Raw genomic sequence first — 22,392 nt, 5'->3', positions numbered from 1 at the left:
GGTGCGCCAGGGCCGGTGTCGTCAGTCGCGACCGCCCGGAGGGCCGAGGATCAGGAGCACGACGAAGAGCAGGACGACCGCGGCGGCGATGAGCAGGCCGAGCACCCACGGGCGGTGGAGGAACCAGCGCATGAGGCGGTCATGCCACGCGGCGTCGCGCGGGTCGTCGGTCGCGGTGAGGCGCCACTCCCCTGCGAGCCGCCCGGACCGGTGGAGCCACAGCTCGGTCGGGATCGTCGCGTACGGGATGACGGCGCTGACGATCGCGATCACGGTGGCACCCGGACGCCACCGCTGGTTCTTCGCGACGAGGATGGCCGTGGCTCCGTAGGAGAGGAACACGAAGCCGTGGATGCCTCCGCCGATCGTCACCGCCAGCGGGAAGTCCCAGACCGCGCGGATGATCAGCCCGCTGATCAGCAGCGTCCACGAGATCGCTTCGGCGATCGCGAGCGTGCGGAACAGCGTGAGAGGAGTGCGGAACATTCCTTCAGTCTATCTGAAGGTTGAGCACCGGATGTCTCACCCGGTCTGCGCTGCGGTGTCGGGCGTCGTCGCAGAGACCACCCACGTGCCCGAGACGCACTGGAAGAACTGCGTCGCGGCCGTGTCGATGAAGATGTCGCCGTCTTCGACGCAGGTGGCGTCATCCGGAGCGCCTGTCCCGAGCGTCACCTGCGTCCCTGGTGCACCGGGGTCCCCTTGCTCGCCCTGGGCTCCCTGCTCGCCTTGGGGACCCTGCGATCCCTGTGGGCCGGGCGTTCCCTGCGGACCCGCCGGGCCCTGCTCGAGCACGATGTTCTCGGCGAGCTCGTCACGCATGTTGGCGGTGCGCTGCCATGCGCCGTCGCGGAAGATCCACACGTCGGAGGTCTGCAGGTCGAGATAGACGTCGCCGTCGCGGCCCTTGCCGTTCTCGGGCGCACCGCTTCCCGCGCGCACGGCCGACCCTGCGGGCAGGATCTCCTCCGCGACGTCGTCGTAGTCGTCGGTCGGCAGCGGGCTCGGATCGACCGTGACGGTCGCTGCAGGAGCGGCGGCGCCGGGCGCCGCGAGCGACGAGCCGAGGAACGAGGCGAGGAACGACAGCAGCACCACCGCCACGCCGACGCCGATCAGGATCGGCAGGGTGACCGTGACGGGGGATCGCGGAGAATCAGGCGCGGGGGGAACGCTCATGGCGCTGAGCATATGCCCGCGCGCGCTCCCCCGTCATCACCTGCGTCAGCGACACCCCGATCGATCAGCTGAGCTTCTTGGATGCCTTCTTGGCTGCCTTCTCGATCGCCTTTCTGGCGTTCTTGCGGGCCTTGCTCAGCGAGGGGTCGTCCCAGACCTGCTTGGCGACGCTGCTGATCTCGCGGTAGCGCGACTGTCCTGCCTTGGTGCCGGCGACGTACGCGACGGCTCCGACGACGGCAACGAGCAGCCAGACGATGGGCTTGGGCATGGGTGTCCTCCCGATAGGTGAGTCTTCGACGCTACGCGGGCTGCCGGGGTCGACTCAGGGGGTTGACACGTCGTGCGATCAGGCCGCGGCATCCGACCGGATTCCGCGGGGGCCTCGCGACCGCGCATAGTTGAACCATGGAAGGTTTCGAGCAGCTCGCCGACGGACCCGCCGTGATGGACGCGCTCGCGAGCCATCGGCACAGCCCGGACGTACCGTGGACGGAACTCAGTCCACACGTCATCGAGAGGGGACTGGTGAAGGTCTTCCCGCTCGCACAGGTGATCGGACAGGACCGGGGCGCGCGAGAGCACTTCGAACGTGCGTGCAAGAACCTCGAGATGCACGGTATTCACTCCTTCGGCGGCGACGGATTCCACAATGAGACGTGGATCAGTCCCGATGGGGGATACGGAGAGCGGCTCGCGGAGGCCGGCATGCGGCCCGAGCAGCGTTCCTTCGCCTGGCGGGTCCACGACCATGCGGTCGTCAACGTGCGGGAGTCGGCCGGCGACGTGTCGACCCTGTCGCTCCACGTCCTCCCGGCGGAGTGGATCTGGCCCCGTCTCGGCGAGGCCAAGCGAGACCAGTCCCGGCGACGCACCATGGCGAAGCATCTCGCCGCCGCCGACCCGCGATGGGAGTGGCCGCGGCAATGACCCACGCTGCCCGCCGCCTCGGCGATGGCCGGACGGCGGGCTCGCGGTGACGACTCAGAAAGCCCAGTCGTCGTCTTCGGTCGCGACGGCCTTGCCGATGACGTACGACGAGCCCGACCCCGAGAAGAAGTCGTGGTTCTCGTCGCCGTTCGGCGAGAGGGCCGACAGGATCGCCGGCGAGACGTTCGTCAGCGTCGCGGGGAACATGGCCTCGTAGCCCAGGTTCATCAGGGCCTTGTTGGCGTTGTAGTGGAGGAACTTCTTGACCTCCTCCGTGAGGCCGACGCCGTCGTAGAGGTCCTGCGTGTACTGCACCTCGTTGTCGTAGAGCTCGTACATCAAGGAGTACGTGTAGTCCTTGATGTCCTGCTTCTCCGCTTCGGAGAGCTTCTCCAGACCCTTCTGGAACTTGTAGCCGATGTAGTAGCCGTGCACGGCCTCGTCGCGGATGATGAGGCGGATGATGTCGGCCGTGTTCGTCAGCTTCGCCTTGGACGACCAGTACAGGGGCAGGTAGAAGCCCGAGTAGAACAGGAACGACTCGAGCAGCGTCGAGGCGACCTTGCGCTTCAGCGGCTCGTCGCCGCGGTAGTAGTCCATGACGATGCGCGCCTTCTTCTGCAGCGCCTCGTTCTCCACCGACCAGCGGAACGCGTCGTCGATCTCCGGCGTGGAGCACAGCGTCGAGAAGATCGACGAGTAGCTCTTGGCGTGCACCGACTCCATGAACGCGATGTTCGTGTAGACGGCCTCTTCGTGCGGCGTGATCGCGTCGGGGATGAGCGACACCGCGCCCACCGTGCCCTGGATCGTGTCGAGGAGGGTGAGGCCCGTGAAGACGCGCATCGTCAGGGTCTGCTCTTCGGGGGTCAGCGTGTTCCACGACTGGATGTCGTTGGACAGCGGCACCTTCTCAGGCAGCCAGAAGTTGTTCACCAGACGGTTCCAGACCTCGAGGTCCTTATCGTCCTGGATGCGGTTCCAGTTGATCGCCTGCACGTGGTTCAGCAGGGGAAGCTTTTCGCTCATCGTCATCTCTTTCAGCAAGTCCAGGTCAGCGCACTAGAGCGTGCAGCTGACGCAGCCCTCGACCTCGGTGCCCTCGAGCGCCATCTGGCGGAGGCGGATGTAGTAGATCGTCTTGATGCCCTTGCGCCACGCGTAGATCTGCGCCTTGTTGATGTCGCGCGTGGTGGCGGTGTCCTTGAAGAACAGCGTCAGCGAGAGACCCTGGTCGACGTGCTGCGTCGCCGCCGCGTACGTGTCGATGACCTTCTCGTAGCCGATCTCGTACGCGTCTTCGTAGAACTCGAGGTTGTCGTTCGACATGAACGGCGCCGGGTAGTAGACGCGCCCGAGCTTGCCTTCCTTGCGGATCTCGATCTTCGACGCGATCGGGTGGATCGACGACGTCGAGTTGTTGATGTACGAGATCGAGCCGGTCGGCGGCACGGCCTGGAGGTTCTGGTTGTAGATGCCGTGCTGCTGGATGGATGCCTTCAGCTCGCGCCAGTCGTCCTGCGTGGGGATGTGGTGACCGGCGAACAGCTCGCGCACGCGCTCGGTCTGGGGCACCCACTCCTGCTCGGTGTACTTGTCGAAGAACTCCCCCGACGCGTACGTGGAGTCCGCGAACCCGTCGAACGTCTCGCCGCGCTCGATCGCGATGCGGTTGGACGCCCGCAGCGCGTGGTACACGACCGTGTAGAAGTAGATGTTCGTGAAGTCGAGGCCCTCTTCGGAGCCGTAGTGCACGTGCTCGCGGGCGAGGTAGCCGTGCAGGTTCATCTGGCCGAGGCCGATCGCGTGCGAGCGGTCGTTGCCGTCTTCGATCGAGCGGACCGAGCGGATGTGGCTCTGGTCGCTGACCGCGGTGAGGGCGCGGATGCTGGTCTCGACCGTGCGTCCGAAGTCGGGCGAGTCCATCGCGAGCGCGATGTTGAGCGACCCGAGGTTGCACGAGATGTCCTTGCCGATCTCGGCGTAGGAGAGGTCCTCGTTGTACGTCGTGGGCGTGTTGACCTGCAGGATCTCCGAGCACAGGTTCGACATGTTGATCCGGCCCTTGATCGGGTTGGCCTTGTTCACCGTGTCTTCGAACATGATGTACGGGTAGCCCGACTCGAACTGGATCTCGGCGAGCGTCTGGAAGAACTCGCGGGCGTTGATCTTCGTCTTCTTGATGCGCGCGTCGTCGACCATCTCGCGGTACTTCTCGGTCACCGAGATGTCGCCGAACGGCACTCCGTAGACCTTCTCGACGTCGTAGGGCGAGAAGAGGTACATGTCTTCGTCGTTCTTGGCGAGCTCGAACGTGATGTCGGGGATCACGACGCCGAGCGACAGCGTCTTGATGCGGATCTTCTCGTCTGCGTTCTCGCGCTTGGTGTCGAGGAACTTCATGATGTCGGGGTGGTGAGCCGTCAGGTACACGGCCCCGGCACCCTGACGGGCACCCAGCTGGTTGGCGTAGCTGAAGCTGTCTTCGAGGAGCTTCATGACGGGGATGATGCCCGAGGACTGGTTCTCGATCTGCTTGATCGGCGCACCCGACTCGCGGATGTTCGACAGGAGCAGGGCGACGCCGCCGCCGCGCTTGCTCAGCTGCAGCGCGGAGTTGATGCCGCGGGCGATCGACTCCATGTTGTCTTCGATGCGCAGCAGGAAGCAGGAGACGAGCTCGCCGCGCTGCGCCTTGCCGGAGTTGAGGAACGTGGGCGTCGCCGGCTGGAAGCGACCGGAGATGATCTCGTCTACGATCGCGGTGGCCAGCGCCTGGTCACCGTCGGCGAGCCCGAGGGCCGTCATCACGACGCGGTCCTCGAAGCGCTCGAGGTAGCGCTTGCCGTCGAACGTCTTGAGCGTGTAGCTCGTGTAGTACTTGAACGCGCCGAGGAAGGTCTCGAAGCGGAACTTCGCGCCGAACGCGCGGTCGGTGAGCTGCTGGATGAACTCGAGCGGGTACTTCGCCAGCACCTCCGGCTCGTAGTACTCCTTCTCGACGAGGTAGTCGAGGCGCTCCTTGAGGGAGTGGAAGAACACGGTGTTCTGGTTGACGTGCTGCAGGAAGTACTCCCGCGCGGCGCGCTTGTCGGCGTCGAACTGGATCTTGCCGTCGGCGTCGTACAGGTTCAGCATCGCGTTGAGGGAGTGGTAGTCCATCCCCTCGAACGCGGGGTTGTGCTTGAAATCGGCCACTGTCTGGGTCACTGCAGTTTCCACCATCTATCCAATCCGTCGCTCACGCGATCGATGTCTTCCGGCGTGCCGAAGAGTTCTAGCCGGTACAAGTGCGGCACACGGCACTTGCGGCTGATGACGTCGCCGGCGAGGCAGAACGCCGCGCCGAAATTCGTGTTTCCCGCGGAGATCACTCCGCGGATCAGGCTCCGATTGACCTCGTCGTTGAGGAAGCGGATGACCTGCTTGGGAACCGCACCCTTCTCCTCGCCGCGGCCCTGGCCTCCCCCGTAGGTGGGGGTGACCAGCACGAACGGCTCATCGAGGACGAGGGGCGGATCGCCGGGTCGGAGGGGGATGCGCTGCGCCGGCCTTCCGAGCTTCTCGATGAAGCGCGCAGTGTTGCCCGACACGCTCGAGAAGTACACGAGCAGCGGCGCGCTCGTGGCGACCGCTGTGCTCATGGTCGTCAGGACAGACGGGCTGCGAGCTCGTCGATCTTGTCGGGACGGAAGCCCGACCAGTGGTCTTCGTCGGTGATGACGACGGGCGCCTGGAGGTAGCCCAGCGCCTTGACCTGCTCGAGCGCGTCGGCGTCCTGCGAGAGGTCGTGGATCTCGTATTCGATGCCCTTCGAGTCGAGTGCGCGGTACGTCGCCGTGCACTGCACGCACGAAGGCTTTGTGTAGACAGTGATCGCCATGTGGATGTGTCTCTCCCCTCAAAATCTGTTGTTTTCCGGCAGGCCCCCCGCCGGGAGTCCAATACTACATATGGGTACCGACATTCGAAAGCACCACAAGGGCTAGTAGTTACATCCGTGTAGTTTTCCACCGCTCTCCCCATGTACAACACAGGTTGTCCACCGATTCATCCACAGGCGACGAGGTTCTTCCGAACCTGGAAAAGCCCTGAACCATCGGGGGTTTCGGATGCCGCGGCCGCACCTGTCCACAGGCACGACGCTACGCGCGGCCTCCGACATCGGATCTGCCTGTGGACAGCGCGTTGGGCGTGTCGCGGCGTGTCGCCGGGAGAGCGGATCTCGGCCGTTGTGCACGCGCCCTCGCGCGGCGCTAGCGTGGAGCGGTGGCAGGCGGCAAGGCGGGGTATCGCGATCTTCTGCGCACCCCCGGCGTGGGGCGCATCATCGCTGCACAGCTGACGGCGCGCTTCCCGAACGGGATGACGAGTCTCGCGATCCTGCTGCACATCGAGCACGTCACGGGCTCGTACGGAGCGGCGGGACTCGTGCTCGCCGCGACATCCATCGGCCAGGCGATCGCCGGACCCGTCACGAGCCGCTGGATGGGTCGCTGGGGCATGCGCCGCGTGCTCACGCTGACGGCCGCCGTGTGCGCCGCCACGATCGCGGCGCTGGCCCTCCTCTCGCTGCCGCTGCCGGGATACATGGCGCTCGGGATGCTGGCGGGCCTGTCGACGCCGCCCGTGCAGTCCGCCGTCCGCACGATCTACCCGAAGATGGTGAACTCGCGGCAGCTCACGCCGCTCTTCTCGCTGGATGCGAGCCTCCAGGAGATCATCTGGATCATCGCGCCCGTGCTGATCACGTTCGTCGCGACGCAGGTCGGCACGGTTCCGGCTCTTCTGCTGATCGTCGTGATCCTCATCGGCGGGTGTGCGTGGTTCATCCTGTCGCCCGAGGTGGGGCGCGTACGCATCCCGCCCAGCCGCCGCACGATCGGCAAGGTGCTCGCCAAGCCCGCCGTGCTGATGGCGACGCTGATCGGATTCCTCCTCATCGGCGCGTGCTCGGCTGTGGAGGCGGGCGTCGTCGCGACGTTCGGCCACGGCGGTCTCGAGGCGGGCATCGTGCTCGCGCTCTTCTCGGTCGGGAGTCTCGCCGGAGGTCTCGGGCTCGGCCACATCCCGATCGGGCCGTGGGCCATGGCGCGCCGCCTCCTCATCGTGACGGTGGGCCTCAGCCTCACGATGGTGTCGCTCGACGTGTGGTGGCTCGGCGGCACGCTGATCCTCGCCGGCATCGGCATCGCCCCCGCTCTGGCCGTGCTGTTCGCGATGACGTCGGCGAGCGTGAAGTTCAGCGACACGGCTGAGGCGTTCGGATGGGTCGGCACAGGCCAGCTCATCGGCGCGGCGGCCGGCTCGGCGACCGCCGGCTTCCTCATCGACGGAGTCGGACCGCAGGGCGCCTACGTCGCCGCGGCCGCCTTCGCAGCGGTGGGCCTCGTCGTCTCGACGGTCTTCGTGCGGGCCTTCCCCGACCTGCGTGGCCGCGACGCGAGCCCGATCCCCGACACGGCGCCGATCTCGACCCTGCCCCCCTCGGGACTCACGGGTCCGATCGCGCGGCCGTAGGACGTCAGGCCGGGTAGTCGCGCGCCACGGCCTCCAGCATCCTGACCAGTCCGACCGTCAGGGCATCGAGCTGACGGCGCGTGCGCACGATCGGATAGGGATAGAGCGGATCGTCGGCATCGGGCTGCCGGGCGAACAGCACCTGCCGCGCGAGGCCGCTCAGGCTCACCGCGCGCTCGCGCGCCGCGCCGGCGACATGGACCGACAGCAGCGGTGAGAGCGTGTTGATGCCCCGGCCGAGTTCGCACCGCAGCTCGACGGCCGTCGGGCCTGCGTCCGCGGTCACGGTGAAGCGCCGTGTGCGCCCGTCGCGATCGACCGTTGCGCCAGCGGCGCGGAACGCATCGATGAACTCGCGCACGGCGGGCGCCCCGGCCGGGAGCTCGTCCGCATCGGTGTCGGCGGACTCCCGGCACCAGGCGTAGTAGCTCTCATCGAAGTCCTGCGCGCTCAGCACCGCGACGATGCGCTCCGAAGCGCGCCCCCACGTCGGTTCGTCCACTCCGTCGCTCATCGCCTCATCCTATGAGCACGGCATGCAGAGGATGAGATGGCGTCAGCAGGCTCAGGCGATGCGGCGCAGCAGCTCCAGCACGGCGAGCGCGTACGCATCCGCCGGCTCGGGATGCTCGAACATGTGCGGCTCGCCGGCGACGACGATCTCGACCTCGTAGACGTCGGCCAGGCGCCGCAGCGATCGGAACGCGCCGCGCAGCATCTCGCGCAGCTGCGCCTCGCTGGGCAGCCACAATGCCTCCTCCTGGGCGACGGAGTCCAGTGCCCATTCGGTCGTCCCGTTGAAGGCGAGGATGCGGCCGGTCGGGTACTCGCGCGGCTCGATCGTCATCTCGCTGACCGTGAAGACGTCGGCGTCGAACTCCGGCTCGCTGAGCTGGAACCGGTCTCCCGACCGCGGATGCCACACGAGCCCGGCGTCACGGAGGGCGAGGGCGAGGTCGGTGGAGATCACTCCCCCATCATGGCGTGCGCGGCGCAGGCGAGGGGCGGGCGAGATCATCCTTGCGATGTACACCCAGGGGACTCACGGCGGATGCCCCGCGCCGACCCGCTCCGTAGCGTCGGAGACGTGACCGACACCGCATCCACCGCACTTCCGACATCCGCACGACTGCTTCCGGCGCTCCTGCTCACGATCCTCGGGAACATCCTCGTCGTGGTGATCCTGGCGGTCGCGGCGGTCCTGTTCGTCGTCGCCGGCCTGGTCGTGTTCGGCCCCGACCTGCTCGCGATGCTCTGACGCGCGCCGGGGTCGGCGCCCCTGCCACGGGGCGTCCGTAGGCTGGACGCATGCCCTCCCCCCTCACCCTCCCCCGTCACACGTGGGGGTCCTCCTCTGCGCCTCGTCGAGCCCTGCTCGTGCACGGCCTCGGCTCGAACGGCCCGCTCATGTGGCTCTTCGGCACCGCGCTGGCCGACGCCGGATGGCACGCCACCGCCATCGATCTGCGCGGCCACGGGCTCGCGCCGCGCGCGCTCGACTACACGATCGCGGCCTACGCGGCCGACCTCGCCGAGACGCTCCCCGACGCCGGCGGCGCCGCATGGGATCTCGTCGTCGGGCACTCCCTCGGGGGCGCGGCCTCCACGGTCGCAGCGGCGGCGCACCCCGCCTGGACGAAGCAGCTCGTGCTCGTCGATCCCGGCATCCACCTCGGCGCGCACGACCGGCAGGTCGTGCGCAACAGCCAGGAGCGCGCGTTCGCCGATCCGACCGAGGCGGCGGTGCGTGCGGAGCATCCGACGTGGCACGAGAACGACATCGAACTCAAAGCCCTCTCCGTGCGGCAGGCGAGCCGGTGGGCGGTCGAGCAGACCAGCGTGCAGAACATGCCCTGGGATGTGCGGGCGGATGCCGCGGCGCTGACGACACCGACGCACGTGCTCGCCTCCGATCCGAAGGTCTACTCGATCTTCAAGGGGGCGCTCACCGCCGAAGTGCTCGCCAACCCGTTGATCACGATGTCGGTCATCGCCGGGGCCGGCCACTCCCCCCACCGTGACAAGCCCGCGGCGACGATCGCCGAGTTCTTGACGCGTATCCACGTCTGAGCGACGCGGGCGCGCTCACCGCACGCGGAGCTCGTCGCCCACGCCCACGTCGACGACGACCTCGACGAACGACGGCAGACCGTCGAGAGCATCGGCGAGCGCGCCGACGGCCGGCACCTGCCCGTCGGGGTCGGTGACGGAGATCGTGGCGAGGAGCCCGCTCCACTGCACGTCGTCGACGCGCGCGCCGTCTTCGTCGGCGAGCCAGGTCTCCGCCGCGGAGCGGATCTCGGTCGACCATCGCGCGAGGGCGACCGAGACGATCGAGTTTCCGGCGAGCGGCAGGGCGACCAGCAGCGAGAGCACAGTGACCACGATGTAGGCGCGGCGGCGGTTCGCCGTCTTCGAGGCCTCGGGATCGTTGGCATACCCCGCCGCGGTGAACACGATGCTCCCGGCGATGACGAGCGCGAACACGTTGGAGAGGAAGAGGAACAGCGCACCGAGGGCTTCGTCCCAGGCGCCCTGGCCGACGCACACGCCGACGACGCCGAGCGGCGGCACGAGCGAGATCGCGATGGCCACCCCGGGGAGGACGGCACTGAGGTCCCTGCGGCACATCGCGAACGCACCCGCCGTACCGGTGGCCAGCGCCGCGACGAGGTCGAGGAGATGCGGCGAGGTGCGCCCGAGGATCTGCGCGTTCGTCTCGAGCGCCTGCGGATCGGCGATGAAGAACGCGAAGAACCAGCCGAGCGCGACGACGATCACGAGCCCCGTGGCCACCCACGAGATCGACCGCAGCACGAGGCTCAGGTGTCCGGTCACGATGCCGAAGGCGATGCCGAGGATCGGCGTGCCGAGCGGCGCGATGATCATCGCGCCGATCACCGTCGCGGTCGAATCCGACAGCACGCCGCTGATCGCGATGATCGCCGACAGCACCAGCATGATGAGGAACCCGGTGCGCTTGGCGGAGTGATCGCCGAAGCCGAGATCGAGTGCGTCGCGCACCGTCGCACTCGTCTGACGCTGCGCCACGGGGATGAGAGCTCGGAGGCCTGTCGACATGGTGATCATCATGGCGCAGGACGGATCGCCGCGGAACGCGGCTCGATCGGCCGCAGCGGAGAAGAATGGAGGCATGAACTCCGGTGCGTTCGACCCCGCCGCCATCCTGCCCGACGAGCTGCTGGGGCGCCTGCGTGAGCGGGCCGCCGTGCACGATCGCGAGAACACGTTCCCCGAGGACGACCTCGCCGATCTGCAGGCGGCGGGCTACCTCGCGATCCTGGCCCCCGTCGAGCTCGGGGGCGCAGGTCTCGGGCTCTCCGAGGCATCCGTCCTCCAGCAGCGCCTCGCCGGCGCCGCCCCCGCGACCGCGCTCGCGATCAACATGCACCTGGTGTGGACGGGTGTGGCCAAGGTGCTGCGCGATCGGGGCATCGACGATCTGACGTTCGTGCTGGAAGGCGCGGCGCGGGGCGAGGTGTTCGCGTTCGGCATCAGCGAGGCGGGCAACGACCTGGTTCTGTTCGGCAGTGACACCGACGCCGTTCCCCGGCCCGACGGCGGCTACGCGTTCACCGGCACGAAGATCTTCACCTCGCTCGCGCCCGTGTGGACCCAGCTCGGCCTGCACGGGCTCGACACGACGAGTCCCGACGGCCCGAAGCTCGTCTACGCGTTCGTGCCCCGGTCGGATGCCGTCGTCACGCGCGACGACTGGGACACCGTGGGCATGCGGGGCACGCAGTCGCGCACGACCGAGCTGCACGGAGCGACGGCGCCCGCCGACCGCGTCGTGCGCCGCGTCGCTCCCGGCCCCACGCCCGACCCCATCGTGTTCGGCATCTTCAGCGTCTTCGAACTGCTCCTCGCCTCGGTGTACACCGGAATCGCGCGCCGCGCGCTCGATCTCGCCGTCGAGACGGCGCGCACGCGCACGTCGAAGAAGACCGGCGCGGCGTACAGCCAGGATCCCGACATCCGGTGGCGCATCGCCGACATGGCCCTCGCCTACGACGCGCTGCCCCCTCAGATCGCCGCCCTCACACGTCAGCTCGACGAGGTCGCGGCGCCCGACGCGCACTGGTTCTCGTACATGAGCGGCGTGAAGCACCGCGCGGTCACGATGGCGAAGTCGGTGGTCGACGACGCGATCCTCGTCTCGGGCGGATCGTCGTACTTCAGCCGCTCCGAGCTCGGCCGGCTGTATCGCGACGTGCTGGCCGGGCTGTTCCACCCGTCCGACCCCGAGTCGGCGCACTCGACGGTCGCGAGCGCGTGGCTCGGACCCGTGGAGGCCTAGGGCCACCGCGACCGCGTGCCGGATTTCGGAGATTGCCACCCTTTTCGGAGAGTCGAGCACGGCGCGCTCCGAAAAGCGTCGGCATCTCCGAAGTCGGGCGACGCGGCCGAGGTCGACCCGCAGGATCGCGTGCGAGGATGACGGAATGGCTCGCACCCCCACTTCTCAGCTGAGCCCCGCCGATCAGGAGCGACGCCGGGCGCTGCGCGTCATGAAGGGCGTCGCCCTCGGAGCCCTCATCGGCATGGCCGTCGTGTTCGTGTTCGCCTTCGCGTTCCAGCAGCAGGTGCCCTGGCTCGCGTATGTGCGCGCCGCGGCGGAGGGCGGCATGGTCGGCGCGCTCGCAGACTGGTTCGCCGTGACGGCACTGTTCCGGCATCCGCTCGGCATCCCGATCCCGCACACTGCGATCATCCCGAACCGCAAAGACGAGATCGGACGCAACCTCGGCGAGTTCGTCGAGACCGAGTTCCTGCGCGGCGACGTCGTGCGCACGAAGCTCGAAGGCACCGCGATCGCCGCGAAGCTCGGCGAGTGGCTCCGGATGCCGGAGCACGCCGAGCGTGTGACCTCCGAGGCATCCGTCATGGCAGCGGGTGTTCTGGGAGCGCTGAGCGACGACGACGTGCAGGACCTCATCACCGATCTCGCGCGCGAGCATCTGATCGAGCCGGAGTGGGGACCCCCGCTCGGCGGATGGCTCGGACGCATCGTCGACGCCGGCGCCCACCACGGCGCGGTCGACCTCGGCGTCGACAGCATCGCCACCTGGCTCGACGCCAATCACGCGACCTTCGCCGGACTCGTCTCGCGGAGGCTCCCGTCGTGGGTGCCCGGCATCGCCCATCGCCTCGTCGACGACACCGTATACAAGGAGGCCGTGAAGTTCGTCGCGGCGATGCAGGCAGACCCCCGCCATCCGGCGCGTCTGGCGATCGACGCGTACCTCGTGCGCCTCGCCGACAATCTGCAGAACGATCCCGCCACGATCGGCAGCCTCGAAGACGCCAAGGGCCGCATGTTCGACAGCCCGCGCGTGCGGGAGCTCGCCGCCGAGGCCTGGAACACCGCGAAGGCGGGCCTGCTCGCCTCGCTCGCCGATCCGCGGAGCGGACTGCGCCTGCGCGCGACGTCCGCCGTCGTCGAGATCGGCGATCGCCTCACGAAAGAGGAGTCGCTCCAGCGCCGCGTCGACACGTGGGTGACGGATGCCGCTGTCTTCCTCGTCGACCGCTACCGCCACGACATCGCGTCGATCATCACCGACACGGTGGAGAAGTGGGATGCCGACGAGACCACCGAGAAGATCGAGCTCATGGTGGGCCGCGACCTGCAGTACATCCGCTTGAACGGCACGTTCGTCGGTGCGCTGGCGGGTCTGGTGATCTTCACGATCGCGCACGCGATCCTCGGCTGACGAAGCCCGGGGGCGGTCACCCGCCCGCGCGATGGCCGCGACGCACACGCTCGATCGTCTCGCCCGCCGCGACGGCGACGAGGATACTCGCCGTCACGATCGACATCGTGAGGGCGTCGAGGAACGGGATCGCGATCGCGGCGCCCGCGAGCAGAGCGAGAACGGCGAGGCCGATCGGCTGAGCTCGCGACCAGCGGCCTTCGAGGACGCGACGGAACAAGGCGACACCGGTGAGGAAGAGGATCGGCGCGCCGACGATGACGATCGTCGCAGCCGGGCCGCGCTGGTCGGGGTTCGAGAGCATCTCCTTGTCCCCGACGCTCATCAGGACGATGCCGGCGATGATCGGAAGGTGCACCCAGGTATACGCAGTGCGAGCGAGCCGCGCCGGCTCATCCGACGCTTCCATCGCCTTCGCGCCGACGCGCTCGCCGTGATCGAAGTAGATCCACCACACGGCCGCGGCGGCGATGAACGCCGTGACCAGTGCAGCGACGGAGGCGACCGTCGACTCCTTCTCCACGAAGGCGAAGCCGGTGACGAGCAGTCCTTCGCCGACGGCGATGAGCACGAAGAGAGACGTGCGCTCGGCGATGTGCGCCCCGGACAGATCCCAGGAGCTCAGCCGCACTCTCCTGCGACCGGGCACCGGGAACCCCAGCACGGTGCCCAGCAGTTCGAGGGCGAGCGCCGCGGACCAGAAGGGCAGCTGCCATGCGAGGGGCAGCACGGCGCCGACGATCCACAAGGCGCCGCCGGCGACCGTCCACACGAGCACGAGAGTGAAATCACGAGCGACACGACGGTCGTGACGCACGGTCGCCCAGACGATGAATCCCGTGCGTCCCACCTGGAGCACCACGTAGGCGATGGCGAATGCCCACGCTCGATCGCCGAACGCTTCGGCGATCGACACGGCGACCACGAGCGCGACGAACGCCAGCGCGATCACTGCAGCACGGACGGGAAGCCTGACGGGGTCGAGCCAGTTGGTCACCCACGTCGTCGACACCCACGCCCACCACAGCGCGCACACCATGATGGCACCCTCGAGCGCGCCCAGAGGTGTCTGATTCTCGTAGAGATAGGCAGAGAGCTGCGTCAACGCGAGGACGAACACGAGGTCGAAGAACAGCTCGACATACGTCACTCGATCCGCGCGCGGAGAATCGGTGGGACGCAACACGTCGCGGGACATCCCGAATGCCATGGACCTCATCCTGGCATCGACGCTCGAGCCGACGCGACGGACGCCGACCAGTGCGGTGGGGTGCGGAGCGATTCGGCTTCCGTCCGATCGTTCGACGGTGTGGTCAGGCGTCGGGGATCTCGCGTCCGAACGCTTCGAGGGTGATCTGGTCGGGTTCGGGGCCGCGGCGGATGCCGGTATCGAGCGCATCGATCGCGGCGAGTTCTGCGTCGGTGAGGGCGAAGTCGAACACGTCGAAGTTCTCGCGGATGCGTTCGGGGCGGACGGACTTGGGGATCGCCGAGCGACTCTGCTGCAGATGCCAGCGCAGCATGACCTGCGCCGCCGACTTGCCGTAGGACGCGCCGACGGCGGAGATGGTGGGGTCGTGAAGGGCGTTCGCTCCGCCCTCACGGTAGGCGGTGATCCCACCGATCGGCGACCAGGCCTGGGTGAGGATGCCGGCTGCGGCATCCGCGTCCTGCACGTCTCGCTGCGCGAAGTACGGGTGCACCTCGATCTGGTTCACGGAAGGCACGACCCCGGTCCGCTCGAACAGCGCGGCCAGGTGATGGGGCATGAAATTGCTGACCCCGATCGCCCGCACGCGTCCGTCTTCGAGGAGGGTCTCCAGAGCCTTGTAGGCGCCGATCGTGAGGTCGAAGCGAGAAGGAAGCGCCTGATGGAGGATGAACAGGTCGAGGGTGTCGATTCCGAGCTTGCCGACGCTCTTGTCGAACGCGTGCAGCGTCTGGTCGTACCCGTAGTCGCTGATCCACACCTTCGTCTCGAGGAACACGTCCTCGCGGTCGATCCCCGAGCGTCGCAGGGCTTCGCCGACTTCGCGTTCGTTGCCGTACGCGGCGGCGGTGTCGATATGACGGTAGCCGAGGTCGAGCGCGGTCTGCACCGCGTGGATGGTCTCGTCGGGCGGGGTCTGGAACACCCCGAACCCGAGTGCGGGCATCCGGATGCCGTTGTTCAACGTGAGTTCCATGGGTGTTTCCTCCAAGGGGACGGCGCCGGCGGCACCTCGGTCGTTCGCGGTCACCGGCCGACCATGGCCATGCCGGACTCGTCGTAGCGGTCGCCGGCGACGCCGATCCGGTCGATCAACGCATCGAGGTCGGCGATGTCGTCCGCGGACAGGCCGATGGTCGTCGCGGCGGCGTTCTCGTCGATCCGCTCGCGCCGTCGGGTGCCGGGGATCGGGACGATGGAGGGGCGCTGAGCGAGCAGCCACGCGAGCGCGACCTGGCCGGGGGTGGCTTCCCGGCCGGCGGCGAGGGAAGTCACGTGGTCGATGAGAGCGTGATTCGCAGCGAGGTTCTCCGCTTCGAACCGCGGCACGCGAGCGCGGATCTCCCCGGGCGCGAAGGTGGCTTCCGGGGTGACCGTACCGGTGAAGAAGCCCTTGCCGAGCGGGCTGAAGGGAACGAAGCCGATGCCCAGCTCGTCGCAGACCTGGAGGACGCCGTTCTCCGGGTCGCGCGTCCACAGCGAGTACTCGCTCTGCACCGCGGTCACCGGGAAGACCCCGTGTGCGCGACGGATCGTGCCCTCGCCGGCCTCCGACAGTCCGAAGTGCTTGACCTTCCCGGCCGCGACGAGCTCGCCGACCGCGCCGGCGACGTCTTCGATCGGAACAGCGGGGTCCACCCGGTGCTGGTAGAACAGGTCGATCGCTTCGACGCCGAGCCGCTGAAGGGATGCCTCGGCGACGCGGCGGATCTGTTCGGGCCGGGAGTCCGTGCCGACCATCTTGCCGTCGACGATGTCCCAGCCGAACTTCGTGGCGACCACGACCTGGTCGCGGACGGGGGCGATCGCCTCGCCCACGAGCTCCTCGTTGACGTACGGGCCGTACACCTCCGCCGTGTCGATGAACGTGACGCCGTGCTCGACCGCGTACCGGAGCACGCCGATCATGTCGTCACGGTCGCCGGGGTTGGGGCCGTACGACATCGACATGCCCATCGCACCCAGCCCCATCGCCGAGACCTGCAGCCCCTGACCCAGAGTCCTCGTATGCATCGCCGGTCCTGCCTTCCTGTCGTTGATCCCAGCCAACGCCATTCGCCCGTCCCCCGACAGTGGCCGACATACCCGGTACCGTCAGTACCTCCCTCAGCGGGGTGGAGCGGCGTACGGTCGAAGCCATGGACAACCGGAGCGACGTACGCGAGTTCCTCACCACTCGGCGCGCACGCATCACTCCCGACCAGGCGGGGCTTCCGGCCTTCGGCGGCAATCGCCGCGTACCCGGACTCCGCCGCGAAGAGGTCTCGCTGCTCTCCGGGATGAGCGTCGACTACTACACCCGTCTCGAACGCGGTGACCTCTCCGGCGTCTCGGACGGCGTGCTGGACTCCCTGGCACGCGCCCTCCAGCTCGACGACGCCGAGACCGCGCACCTGCACGATCTCGCCCGGGCCGCGAACGCCTCCCCCATCGCCCGCAAGCCCCGCAGCCGATCCGGCGACCACGCGCTGCGGCCCAGCATCCAGCGACTTCTCGACGCGATCACCGAAGCGCCGGCGATCATCCGCAACAACTACTACGACTACGTCGCCGCGAACCGCCTCGGCCGGGCACTCTACTCGCCGGTGTTCGCCGAACCCGTCCCCAACAGTGCACGATTCGCGTTCTTCAACCCGGCGGCCCACGACTTCTACCCCGATTGGGACAAGGTCGTCCAGGAGTTCGTCGCCGGAATGCGCAGCGACGCCGGACGCAATCCCTACGACAAGCGCCTCACCGATCTCGTCGGCGAGCTCTCCACGCGATCGCAGACCTTCCGCACCCTGTGGGCGGCACACGACGTGCGCTATCACCGCACCGGCGTCAAACGCATCCACCACCCCGTCGTGGGCGACCTCGAACTCACCTACGAAGCGTTCGAGCTCCCGGCCGACCCCGGGCTGCAGCTGTCGACCTTCACCGCCGAACCCGGCTCACCCTCCGACGACGCCCTCAAGCTGCTCGCCAGCTGGGCCGCGACCGCCGAACCACCCGCGCCCCGACACGAGGACACCGCCGAGGACACTCGGACAAGCACGTGATCCGCGACGGTGCGGGCGTCGTGCGCTACGGGTAGCCACGTGGCGAAGGCTTCGAATAGCTGATCTCGGAGCCGACGACGCGTATCCAGTCGACGAGGAGCTCCGCGGGAAGGGTCGATGCGACCGCCTCGTTTCCGGGCCACGCGCCACCGATCGCAAGATTGATGAGGAGGAAGAAGGGACGGTTGAAGAGCCACGGCCCGGGAATGTCGTCCGGGGTGACGCGGAAGTACTCGTGTCCATCCACGCTCCAGCTCACCTCGTCGGGCTTCCACTCGACCGCGTACGTGCGGAACCGGTCCGAGAGCAGTGAGGGGGTGACGTGACGTGATCCGATCCCCGAACCGACTCCTGCGTACCCGGGCCCATGCACGGTTCCGTGAACCGAGTACGGGTCTGCACCGACGTGCTCCATGACGTCGATCTCGCCGCATCCCGGCCAGCCGACCTCCCCGATGTCGGTACCGAGCAGCCAGAATGCCGGCCACACGCCCGCGCCCGCCGGGACCTTCATCCGAGCCGCGATGACGCCGTAGCGGAACGCGACGCGGCCGCGGGTGGTCAGCCGCGCGGAGGAGACGCCGCCATCGGCCTCAGCACGAGCGACGATCGCCAGCTCCCCGCGACCTGTGAGAGAGGCGTTGGCTGGCGGCCTGGTGTAGGTCTGTTCCTGGGCATCACCCCACCCGCCCCCACCCACCTCGGCCACCCACACCGACGGATCCGGAGGAGCACCGGCCGGGCCGTCGAACTCCTCCGACCAGGTCATCACCCGCCGAGACTACAGCGTCGCCTCGCGCCCGGTCATGACAGATGCTCCCGACGGTGGACGAGAGGACGCTCACCGTGTGCGTGCCCCATCCTCCGGCACGGATCCGTGAGAGGCCGGTGACGGGGCCATGGCGACTGCTGGACGCGAAAGCCTCGCAGCGGGACCCTCCCCGGGTCTCCGCCACGGGACCTGCTCTCGAGCACATCAACTTTCTGCGCCCCGCTACCCTAGGCCCGTGACTCGGCGCCCTCTGCCGCGCGGCCCCGCGAGGGCCCCATGAGACTGCGGAGCGCCCGGGGCTTCATCTTCTTCGTCCTGGAAGCACCCGTCCCGCCCACGCGATAGGTCTCGTGCGCGTGGGTCTCTCGCACGAGCCGAACCGGACGCGAAGGAGGAGACAGACCCTTCCGTGGCCCTGACTCGCCCCCCGTCAGGCCGGAGGTGTCGGACGAGCGCCGATTCGCATGGCAAGGTCCGGTCCGGCACCCTGCGCCCGAACTCCGGTCTACAGCGCCCTCCGCTGGTCGTTCACCGAGTCAGGCGTCGCACATCCATGTGCTGTTCGTGCCACCACGTGCCGCCATCGTCGTTCGAACACCACCCGTCCCAGGTGAACGCGTCCGGCGCGATGCCGCTGAAGATCCACCTCACCCGGCGACCGTCCGCTTGCACTCCGTCGAGCTCGATCCGGTCCTCGACCTCGCTCGCGGTGAGAACGACGTGTTCTGCAGCCCGCGGACAGAACCAGACCACTCTCCAGCCCACCCGCGGATCCCAGGTGCGTACGGTGGTTCCCAACGCGGATCCTTCCGCATCGATGAGAACGTCCTGGATTCCCCTGCCACCGAGGATCCAGTCGAAGGTCCACACCAGTTCGCTTTCGGACCAGGACTGGGTCGCCTCGCTGTACAGCGCATTGCGCACCCGCCACCCGCCCACGAAGCGTCCGAAGACGGCGAGCTCCGACGCGATCTCCGGTGCCGGCCCATCGGCGACCAGACTCCTCTGCATACTCACGCGCACAACCTACTGCGTGACCCCGACAGTCCCGCTGTCTGAGCTCGGGATCTGAACGTCGATGATGATCCGACCTTCGGACTCCACAGAGCCTCCTGCCTCCGCCTGAAGGTGGAGATCCAGGCGGGCGTGGAAGCGGAGCTCTACGGTCGGGATCTGCGACCCGAAGCTCGGCCGGCGAGGTACGCGAGCGCGATGAGTCCGACTGCGAGGACGAGAAATCCCCCGGCGGTGATCTGCGAAAGGACGAACGCTGATCCGCCGGAGAGGAAAGCAGCGTTCGCGAGGGGCTGGTACGCGAACCAGCCGAAGGACGCGGCCCCCACCGGTGTGAAGAGTCCGATCGCGACGATGATCAGGCCCGCAGCGGCGACGGCACCGGCTCCGAGCCACGCGAGCGTCATCGTCTTCTTCTGACCTGCCACAGTCCGACACTATCGGGGGAGCCCCGTGCGGCTCCCCCGGTCATCGCCCTCGCGGACGAGCGCCGGCGCTGGGTAGCCTGGGCGCATGACGGACGATCCGGATCAGCTCGTCTTCAGCTACGGCGCGCTGCAGCTCGCCGAGCTGCAGCGCGCGATCCTGGGCAGGATCTTCTCCGCAGAGGACGACATGCTCCCGGGCTTCACGCTCGACTACGCCGACATGGCCGATCCGCGCTTCGGTGAACTGACCGGCACGTCGCAGCATCCCGTGCTCCGCCGCACGGGCGACCCGCGCGACAAGATCATCGGCAAGGTGTACCGCTTCACCGAGGACGAGCTCGACGCGGCCGACCAGTTCGAGGTGCTCATGTTCCGCCGCGAGCAGGTCACTCTGGCCAGCGGTCGCACGGCGTGGGTCTACCTCACGGGATGATGGTGGAGCACCCGAACAGGAAGGCGGTGTCGCCGTGACGACGCTCGTGCTCGTACGCCATGCCAAGTCGGATTGGGGCGACCCCGGACTCGATGACCACGACCGACCGCTCAACGAACGCGGACTGCGGGATGCGCCGCGGCAGGCGCTCGTCCTCGCGGAGACGGGCTTCCGCCCCGACGCGATCCTCGCCAGCACGGCCTTGCGGGCGGCGACGACGGCGGACTTCTTCAGCGGCGCCTTCGACGTTCCCGTCGAGCTCGACGAGCGGCTCTACGGCGCACCGGGTTCGCTGCTGCTGCGCGCCGCCGTCGAGCGCGCCACCACCGAGCCCGGCGTGGAGCGCATCATGGTCGTCGCACACGATCCGGGTATGACGGTGCTCGCGGCCCAGCTCTCCGACGGCGGCATCTCGCACATGCCCACGTGCGCCGTGGCCGTGTTCGAGTGGGACGAGACCGACTGGGACGTCGCGAGCGCCCTCGAACCGGCATCGTGGAGCTTCACCGCCCCGCGGTGAGTCGCGTCAGGCGACGGCGGATGCCGCGACCTGCGCCACCTGCCCCGAGACGACGAGCGCCGTCACGGTCTCGATGTCGGGCGACAGGAAGCGATCGGGACCGGGTCCGTCGACGCCGGCGGAGCGGAGGAGATCGCGCACAGCTCCGGTGGCGGGCCCGGGCTGCAGCGGCGCGCGCAGGTCGAGCGCCCGCGCGCCGGTGAGCAGCTCGATCGCGAGCACCCGCGCGAGTCCGTCGATGCCGCGACGGAGCTTGCGCGCCGCCGCCCATCCCATCGACACGTGGTCCTCCTGCATCGCAGACGACGGGATCGAGTCGACGGATGCCGGCACCGCGAGCCGCTTCAGCTCCGACACGATCCCCGCCGCGGCGTACTGCGCGATCATGAGACCGGAGTCGACGCCGACCTCGTCGGCGAGGAACGGGGGCAGCCCGTTGCTGCGCGCCTTGTCGAGGGCGCGGTCGGTGCGACGCTCCGAGATCGAGGCCACGTCGGCGACCGCGATCGCGAGGAAGTCGAGCACGTAGCCCACGGGCGCGCCGTGGAAGTTGCCGTTCGACTCGACGCGTCCGTCGAGGGTGACCACCGGATTGTCGACGGTCGAGGCGAGCTCGCGGGTCGCGATGAGGGCCGCGTGGTCGCGGGTGTCGCGGGCGGCGCCGTGCACCTGCGGCGAGCAGCGCAGCGAGTAGGCGTCCTGCACGCGCGTGCAGACCGCCGGGTCCTTGTGCGACGCCACGATCGGCGACCCCGCGAGGTACGCGCGGAGATTCGCGGCGGAAGCCGCCTGGCCGAGCTGCGGACGCAGAGCCATGAGATCTGAAGCGAAGACCGCATCGGTGCCGAGCTGGCTCTCCACCGACATCGCCGCCGCCAGGTCGGCCACCTCGAGGAGCATCGAGAAGTCGTGCAGCGCGAGCAGGAGCATCCCCAGCATCCCGTCGGTGCCGTTGATGAGGGCGAGGCCCTCCTTCTCCTCGAGCACGAGGGGGGTGATGGATGCCTCAGCCAGCGCCTCCGCGGCGGACACGACCTCCCCCGGCACCTGATCCGGTCCGAGGACGCGCACCTCCCCCTCGCCCATCGCCGCGAGCGCCACGTGCGACAGCGGCGCCAGATCGCCCGAGCATCCGAGGGAGCCGTACTCGCGGACGATCGGGGTGATCCCGGCGTCGAGCATCGCGGCATACGTCGCGACGACGACGGGACGCACTCCCGTGCGGCCCGAGGCGAGCGTCTGGAGGCGCAGCAGCTGGAGAGCGCGCACGACCTCCGCCTCGATCTCGGCACCCGTCCCCGCGGCGTGCGAGCGGATGAGGCTGAGCTGGAGCTGGCGACGCCGCTCGGGCGCGATGAACGTGGTCGCGAGCGCGCCGAATCCGGTCGAGACGCCGTAGTGCGGCTCGGGATCGTCGGCGAGCCCCTCGATCAGGGCACGGGATGCCGCGACCCGCTCCATCGCGTCGGTGTCGAGCTCGATGCGGGCACCGTGCCGGGCGACGGCGACGACCTCGTCGGGAGTGAGGGGCGTTCCGCCCACGACGACGGAGTCCGGGATGTGCGCGCTCATCCCTCGATTCCACACCCTCGGGATCGCGTAGACCA

26 protein-coding genes are annotated in these 22,392 nt (G+C 68.5%); 9 read left to right on the top strand and 17 right to left on the bottom strand.

The window, feature by feature from the left end:
- Window positions 1-21: 21 nt before the first annotated feature.
- The 3 genes from B0B14_RS03615 to B0B14_RS03605 all read right to left on the bottom strand — a co-directional run bounded on the left by B0B14_RS03615 (window position 22) and on the right by B0B14_RS03605 (window position 1,450).
- Window positions 22-486 carry a DUF3817 domain-containing protein gene (locus B0B14_RS03615; protein WP_076680135.1) on the bottom strand — a complete coding sequence of 155 codons (465 nt, stop codon included), beginning with the start codon at window positions 484-486 and terminating at the stop codon, window positions 22-24.
- Window positions 487-522: 36 nt separating this feature from the next.
- Window positions 523-1,179, bottom strand: a complete 657-nt coding sequence (locus tag B0B14_RS03610; RefSeq protein ID WP_143733611.1) for a collagen-like protein — start codon at window positions 1,177-1,179, stop codon at window positions 523-525.
- Between the two features lie 64 nt (window positions 1,180-1,243).
- Window positions 1,244-1,450, bottom strand: a complete 207-nt coding sequence (locus tag B0B14_RS03605; RefSeq protein WP_076680133.1) for a hypothetical protein — start codon at window positions 1,448-1,450, stop codon at window positions 1,244-1,246.
- A gap of 137 nt (window positions 1,451-1,587) precedes the next feature.
- Here B0B14_RS03605 and B0B14_RS03600 point away from each other — a divergent pair, with 137 nt between their 5' ends.
- Window positions 1,588-2,109, top strand: a complete 522-nt coding sequence (locus B0B14_RS03600; RefSeq protein ID WP_076680132.1) for a hypothetical protein — start codon at window positions 1,588-1,590, stop codon at window positions 2,107-2,109.
- Window positions 2,110-2,163: 54 nt separating this feature from the next.
- On the opposite strand, the gene nrdF is transcribed toward B0B14_RS03600, so the two are convergent.
- Genes nrdF through nrdH form a run of 4 tightly spaced genes read right to left on the bottom strand, consistent with a single transcriptional unit; the run spans window position 2,164 to window position 5,992 of the window.
- On the bottom strand, window positions 2,164-3,138 hold the full coding sequence (gene nrdF / locus B0B14_RS03595) for a class 1b ribonucleoside-diphosphate reductase subunit beta (RefSeq protein ID WP_076681252.1): 975 nt from the start codon (window positions 3,136-3,138) through the stop codon (window positions 2,164-2,166).
- A 33-nt stretch (window positions 3,139-3,171) separates the two neighbouring features.
- Window positions 3,172-5,334 (bottom strand): class 1b ribonucleoside-diphosphate reductase subunit alpha, encoded by a 2,163-nt coding sequence (gene nrdE / locus B0B14_RS03590; RefSeq protein ID WP_076680131.1) that lies wholly within the window; start codon window positions 5,332-5,334, stop codon window positions 3,172-3,174.
- Window positions 5,316-5,753 carry a class Ib ribonucleoside-diphosphate reductase assembly flavoprotein NrdI gene (gene nrdI / locus B0B14_RS03585; protein WP_076680130.1) on the bottom strand — a complete coding sequence of 146 codons (438 nt, stop codon included), beginning with the start codon at window positions 5,751-5,753 and terminating at the stop codon, window positions 5,316-5,318. Before nrdI ends, nrdE begins: the two co-directional genes overlap by 19 nt.
- Window positions 5,754-5,758: 5 nt before the next feature.
- The gene (nrdH, locus tag B0B14_RS03580) at window positions 5,759-5,992 is read right to left on the bottom strand and encodes a glutaredoxin-like protein NrdH (protein WP_076680129.1); all 234 of its coding nucleotides are present in this window, start codon (window positions 5,990-5,992) and stop codon (window positions 5,759-5,761) included.
- A 386-nt stretch (window positions 5,993-6,378) separates the two neighbouring features.
- On the opposite strand from nrdH, the gene B0B14_RS03575 reads away from it, so the two are divergent.
- Entirely contained in the window at window positions 6,379-7,629 is a 1,251-nt protein-coding gene (locus B0B14_RS03575; protein ID WP_256714239.1) for an MFS transporter, read from the top strand.
- A gap of 4 nt (window positions 7,630-7,633) precedes the next feature.
- Here B0B14_RS03575 and B0B14_RS03570 read toward each other — a convergent pair whose 3' ends face one another.
- Together B0B14_RS03570 and B0B14_RS03565 are read right to left on the bottom strand one after the other, a co-directional pair.
- A complete protein-coding gene (locus B0B14_RS03570) occupies window positions 7,634-8,143 on the bottom strand; it encodes a hypothetical protein (RefSeq protein WP_076680128.1) in 510 nt (169 codons plus the stop codon).
- Between the two features lie 51 nt (window positions 8,144-8,194).
- The gene (locus tag B0B14_RS03565; RefSeq protein ID WP_076680127.1) at window positions 8,195-8,599 is read right to left on the bottom strand and encodes a pilus assembly protein CpaE; all 405 of its coding nucleotides are present in this window, start codon (window positions 8,597-8,599) and stop codon (window positions 8,195-8,197) included.
- A gap of 117 nt (window positions 8,600-8,716) precedes the next feature.
- Between B0B14_RS03565 and B0B14_RS16445 the strand changes: the two genes are divergently transcribed.
- Complete coding sequence (locus B0B14_RS16445; protein ID WP_179085261.1) at window positions 8,717-8,887, top strand: hypothetical protein; 171 nt, start codon at window positions 8,717-8,719, stop codon at window positions 8,885-8,887.
- Window positions 8,888-8,937: 50 nt separating this feature from the next.
- A complete protein-coding gene (locus B0B14_RS03555) occupies window positions 8,938-9,699 on the top strand; it encodes an alpha/beta fold hydrolase (RefSeq protein ID WP_076680125.1) in 762 nt (253 codons plus the stop codon).
- A gap of 15 nt (window positions 9,700-9,714) precedes the next feature.
- Here B0B14_RS03555 and B0B14_RS03550 read toward each other — a convergent pair whose 3' ends face one another.
- Window positions 9,715-10,710, bottom strand: coding sequence for a TIGR00341 family protein (locus tag B0B14_RS03550; protein ID WP_076680124.1), 996 nt, complete (start codon window positions 10,708-10,710; stop codon window positions 9,715-9,717).
- Between the two features lie 73 nt (window positions 10,711-10,783).
- On the opposite strand from B0B14_RS03550, the gene B0B14_RS03545 reads away from it, so the two are divergent.
- Window positions 10,784-11,950, top strand: coding sequence for an acyl-CoA dehydrogenase family protein (locus B0B14_RS03545; RefSeq protein ID WP_076681250.1), 1,167 nt, complete (start codon window positions 10,784-10,786; stop codon window positions 11,948-11,950).
- 145 nt (window positions 11,951-12,095) lie between these two features.
- The gene (locus B0B14_RS03540) at window positions 12,096-13,367 is read left to right on the top strand and encodes a DUF445 domain-containing protein (RefSeq protein WP_076680123.1); all 1,272 of its coding nucleotides are present in this window, start codon (window positions 12,096-12,098) and stop codon (window positions 13,365-13,367) included.
- A gap of 16 nt (window positions 13,368-13,383) precedes the next feature.
- Here the strand turns inward: B0B14_RS03540 and B0B14_RS03535 are convergent, their stop codons facing one another.
- From B0B14_RS03535 to B0B14_RS03525, 3 genes are all read right to left on the bottom strand, one after another.
- Window positions 13,384-14,577, bottom strand: coding sequence for a low temperature requirement protein A (locus B0B14_RS03535; RefSeq protein ID WP_076680122.1), 1,194 nt, complete (start codon window positions 14,575-14,577; stop codon window positions 13,384-13,386).
- A gap of 103 nt (window positions 14,578-14,680) precedes the next feature.
- Window positions 14,681-15,553, bottom strand: a complete 873-nt coding sequence (locus B0B14_RS03530; RefSeq protein ID WP_076680121.1) for an aldo/keto reductase — start codon at window positions 15,551-15,553, stop codon at window positions 14,681-14,683.
- A gap of 50 nt (window positions 15,554-15,603) precedes the next feature.
- Window positions 15,604-16,590: an aldo/keto reductase gene (locus B0B14_RS03525; protein WP_076680120.1), complete on the bottom strand. Its 987-nt coding sequence runs from the start codon at window positions 16,588-16,590 to the stop codon at window positions 15,604-15,606.
- A 125-nt stretch (window positions 16,591-16,715) separates the two neighbouring features.
- Here B0B14_RS03525 and B0B14_RS03520 point away from each other — a divergent pair, with 125 nt between their 5' ends.
- The gene (locus tag B0B14_RS03520; protein ID WP_076680119.1) at window positions 16,716-17,618 is read left to right on the top strand and encodes a helix-turn-helix transcriptional regulator; all 903 of its coding nucleotides are present in this window, start codon (window positions 16,716-16,718) and stop codon (window positions 17,616-17,618) included.
- Window positions 17,619-17,643: 25 nt separating this feature from the next.
- Here B0B14_RS03520 and B0B14_RS03515 read toward each other — a convergent pair whose 3' ends face one another.
- The 3 genes from B0B14_RS03515 to B0B14_RS03505 all read right to left on the bottom strand — a co-directional run bounded on the left by B0B14_RS03515 (window position 17,644) and on the right by B0B14_RS03505 (window position 19,832).
- On the bottom strand, window positions 17,644-18,387 hold the full coding sequence (locus B0B14_RS03515; RefSeq protein ID WP_076680118.1) for a glycoside hydrolase family 16 protein: 744 nt from the start codon (window positions 18,385-18,387) through the stop codon (window positions 17,644-17,646).
- Window positions 18,388-18,918: 531 nt separating this feature from the next.
- The gene (locus B0B14_RS03510) at window positions 18,919-19,413 is read right to left on the bottom strand and encodes a hypothetical protein (protein WP_143733610.1); all 495 of its coding nucleotides are present in this window, start codon (window positions 19,411-19,413) and stop codon (window positions 18,919-18,921) included.
- Between the two features lie 137 nt (window positions 19,414-19,550).
- The gene (locus B0B14_RS03505; RefSeq protein ID WP_076680117.1) at window positions 19,551-19,832 is read right to left on the bottom strand and encodes a hypothetical protein; all 282 of its coding nucleotides are present in this window, start codon (window positions 19,830-19,832) and stop codon (window positions 19,551-19,553) included.
- An 85-nt stretch (window positions 19,833-19,917) separates the two neighbouring features.
- On the opposite strand from B0B14_RS03505, the gene B0B14_RS03500 reads away from it, so the two are divergent.
- Both B0B14_RS03500 and B0B14_RS03495 read left to right on the top strand, forming a co-directional pair.
- Window positions 19,918-20,265: a gamma-glutamylcyclotransferase family protein gene (locus B0B14_RS03500; protein ID WP_076680116.1), complete on the top strand. Its 348-nt coding sequence runs from the start codon at window positions 19,918-19,920 to the stop codon at window positions 20,263-20,265.
- A 34-nt stretch (window positions 20,266-20,299) separates the two neighbouring features.
- On the top strand, window positions 20,300-20,785 hold the full coding sequence (locus B0B14_RS03495) for a SixA phosphatase family protein (protein WP_076680115.1): 486 nt from the start codon (window positions 20,300-20,302) through the stop codon (window positions 20,783-20,785).
- Window positions 20,786-20,791: 6 nt separating this feature from the next.
- On the opposite strand, the gene hutH is transcribed toward B0B14_RS03495, so the two are convergent.
- A complete protein-coding gene (hutH, locus tag B0B14_RS03490; RefSeq protein ID WP_076680114.1) occupies window positions 20,792-22,357 on the bottom strand; it encodes a histidine ammonia-lyase in 1,566 nt (521 codons plus the stop codon).
- Window positions 22,358-22,392 lie beyond the last annotated feature (35 nt).

Source organism: Microbacterium sp. RU33B (assembly GCF_900155915.1).
Taxonomy (GTDB): domain Bacteria; phylum Actinomycetota; class Actinomycetes; order Actinomycetales; family Microbacteriaceae; genus Microbacterium.
The sequence above is the reverse complement of the archived record's forward strand: the minus strand, read 5'-3'. Positions and strand labels throughout refer to the sequence as shown.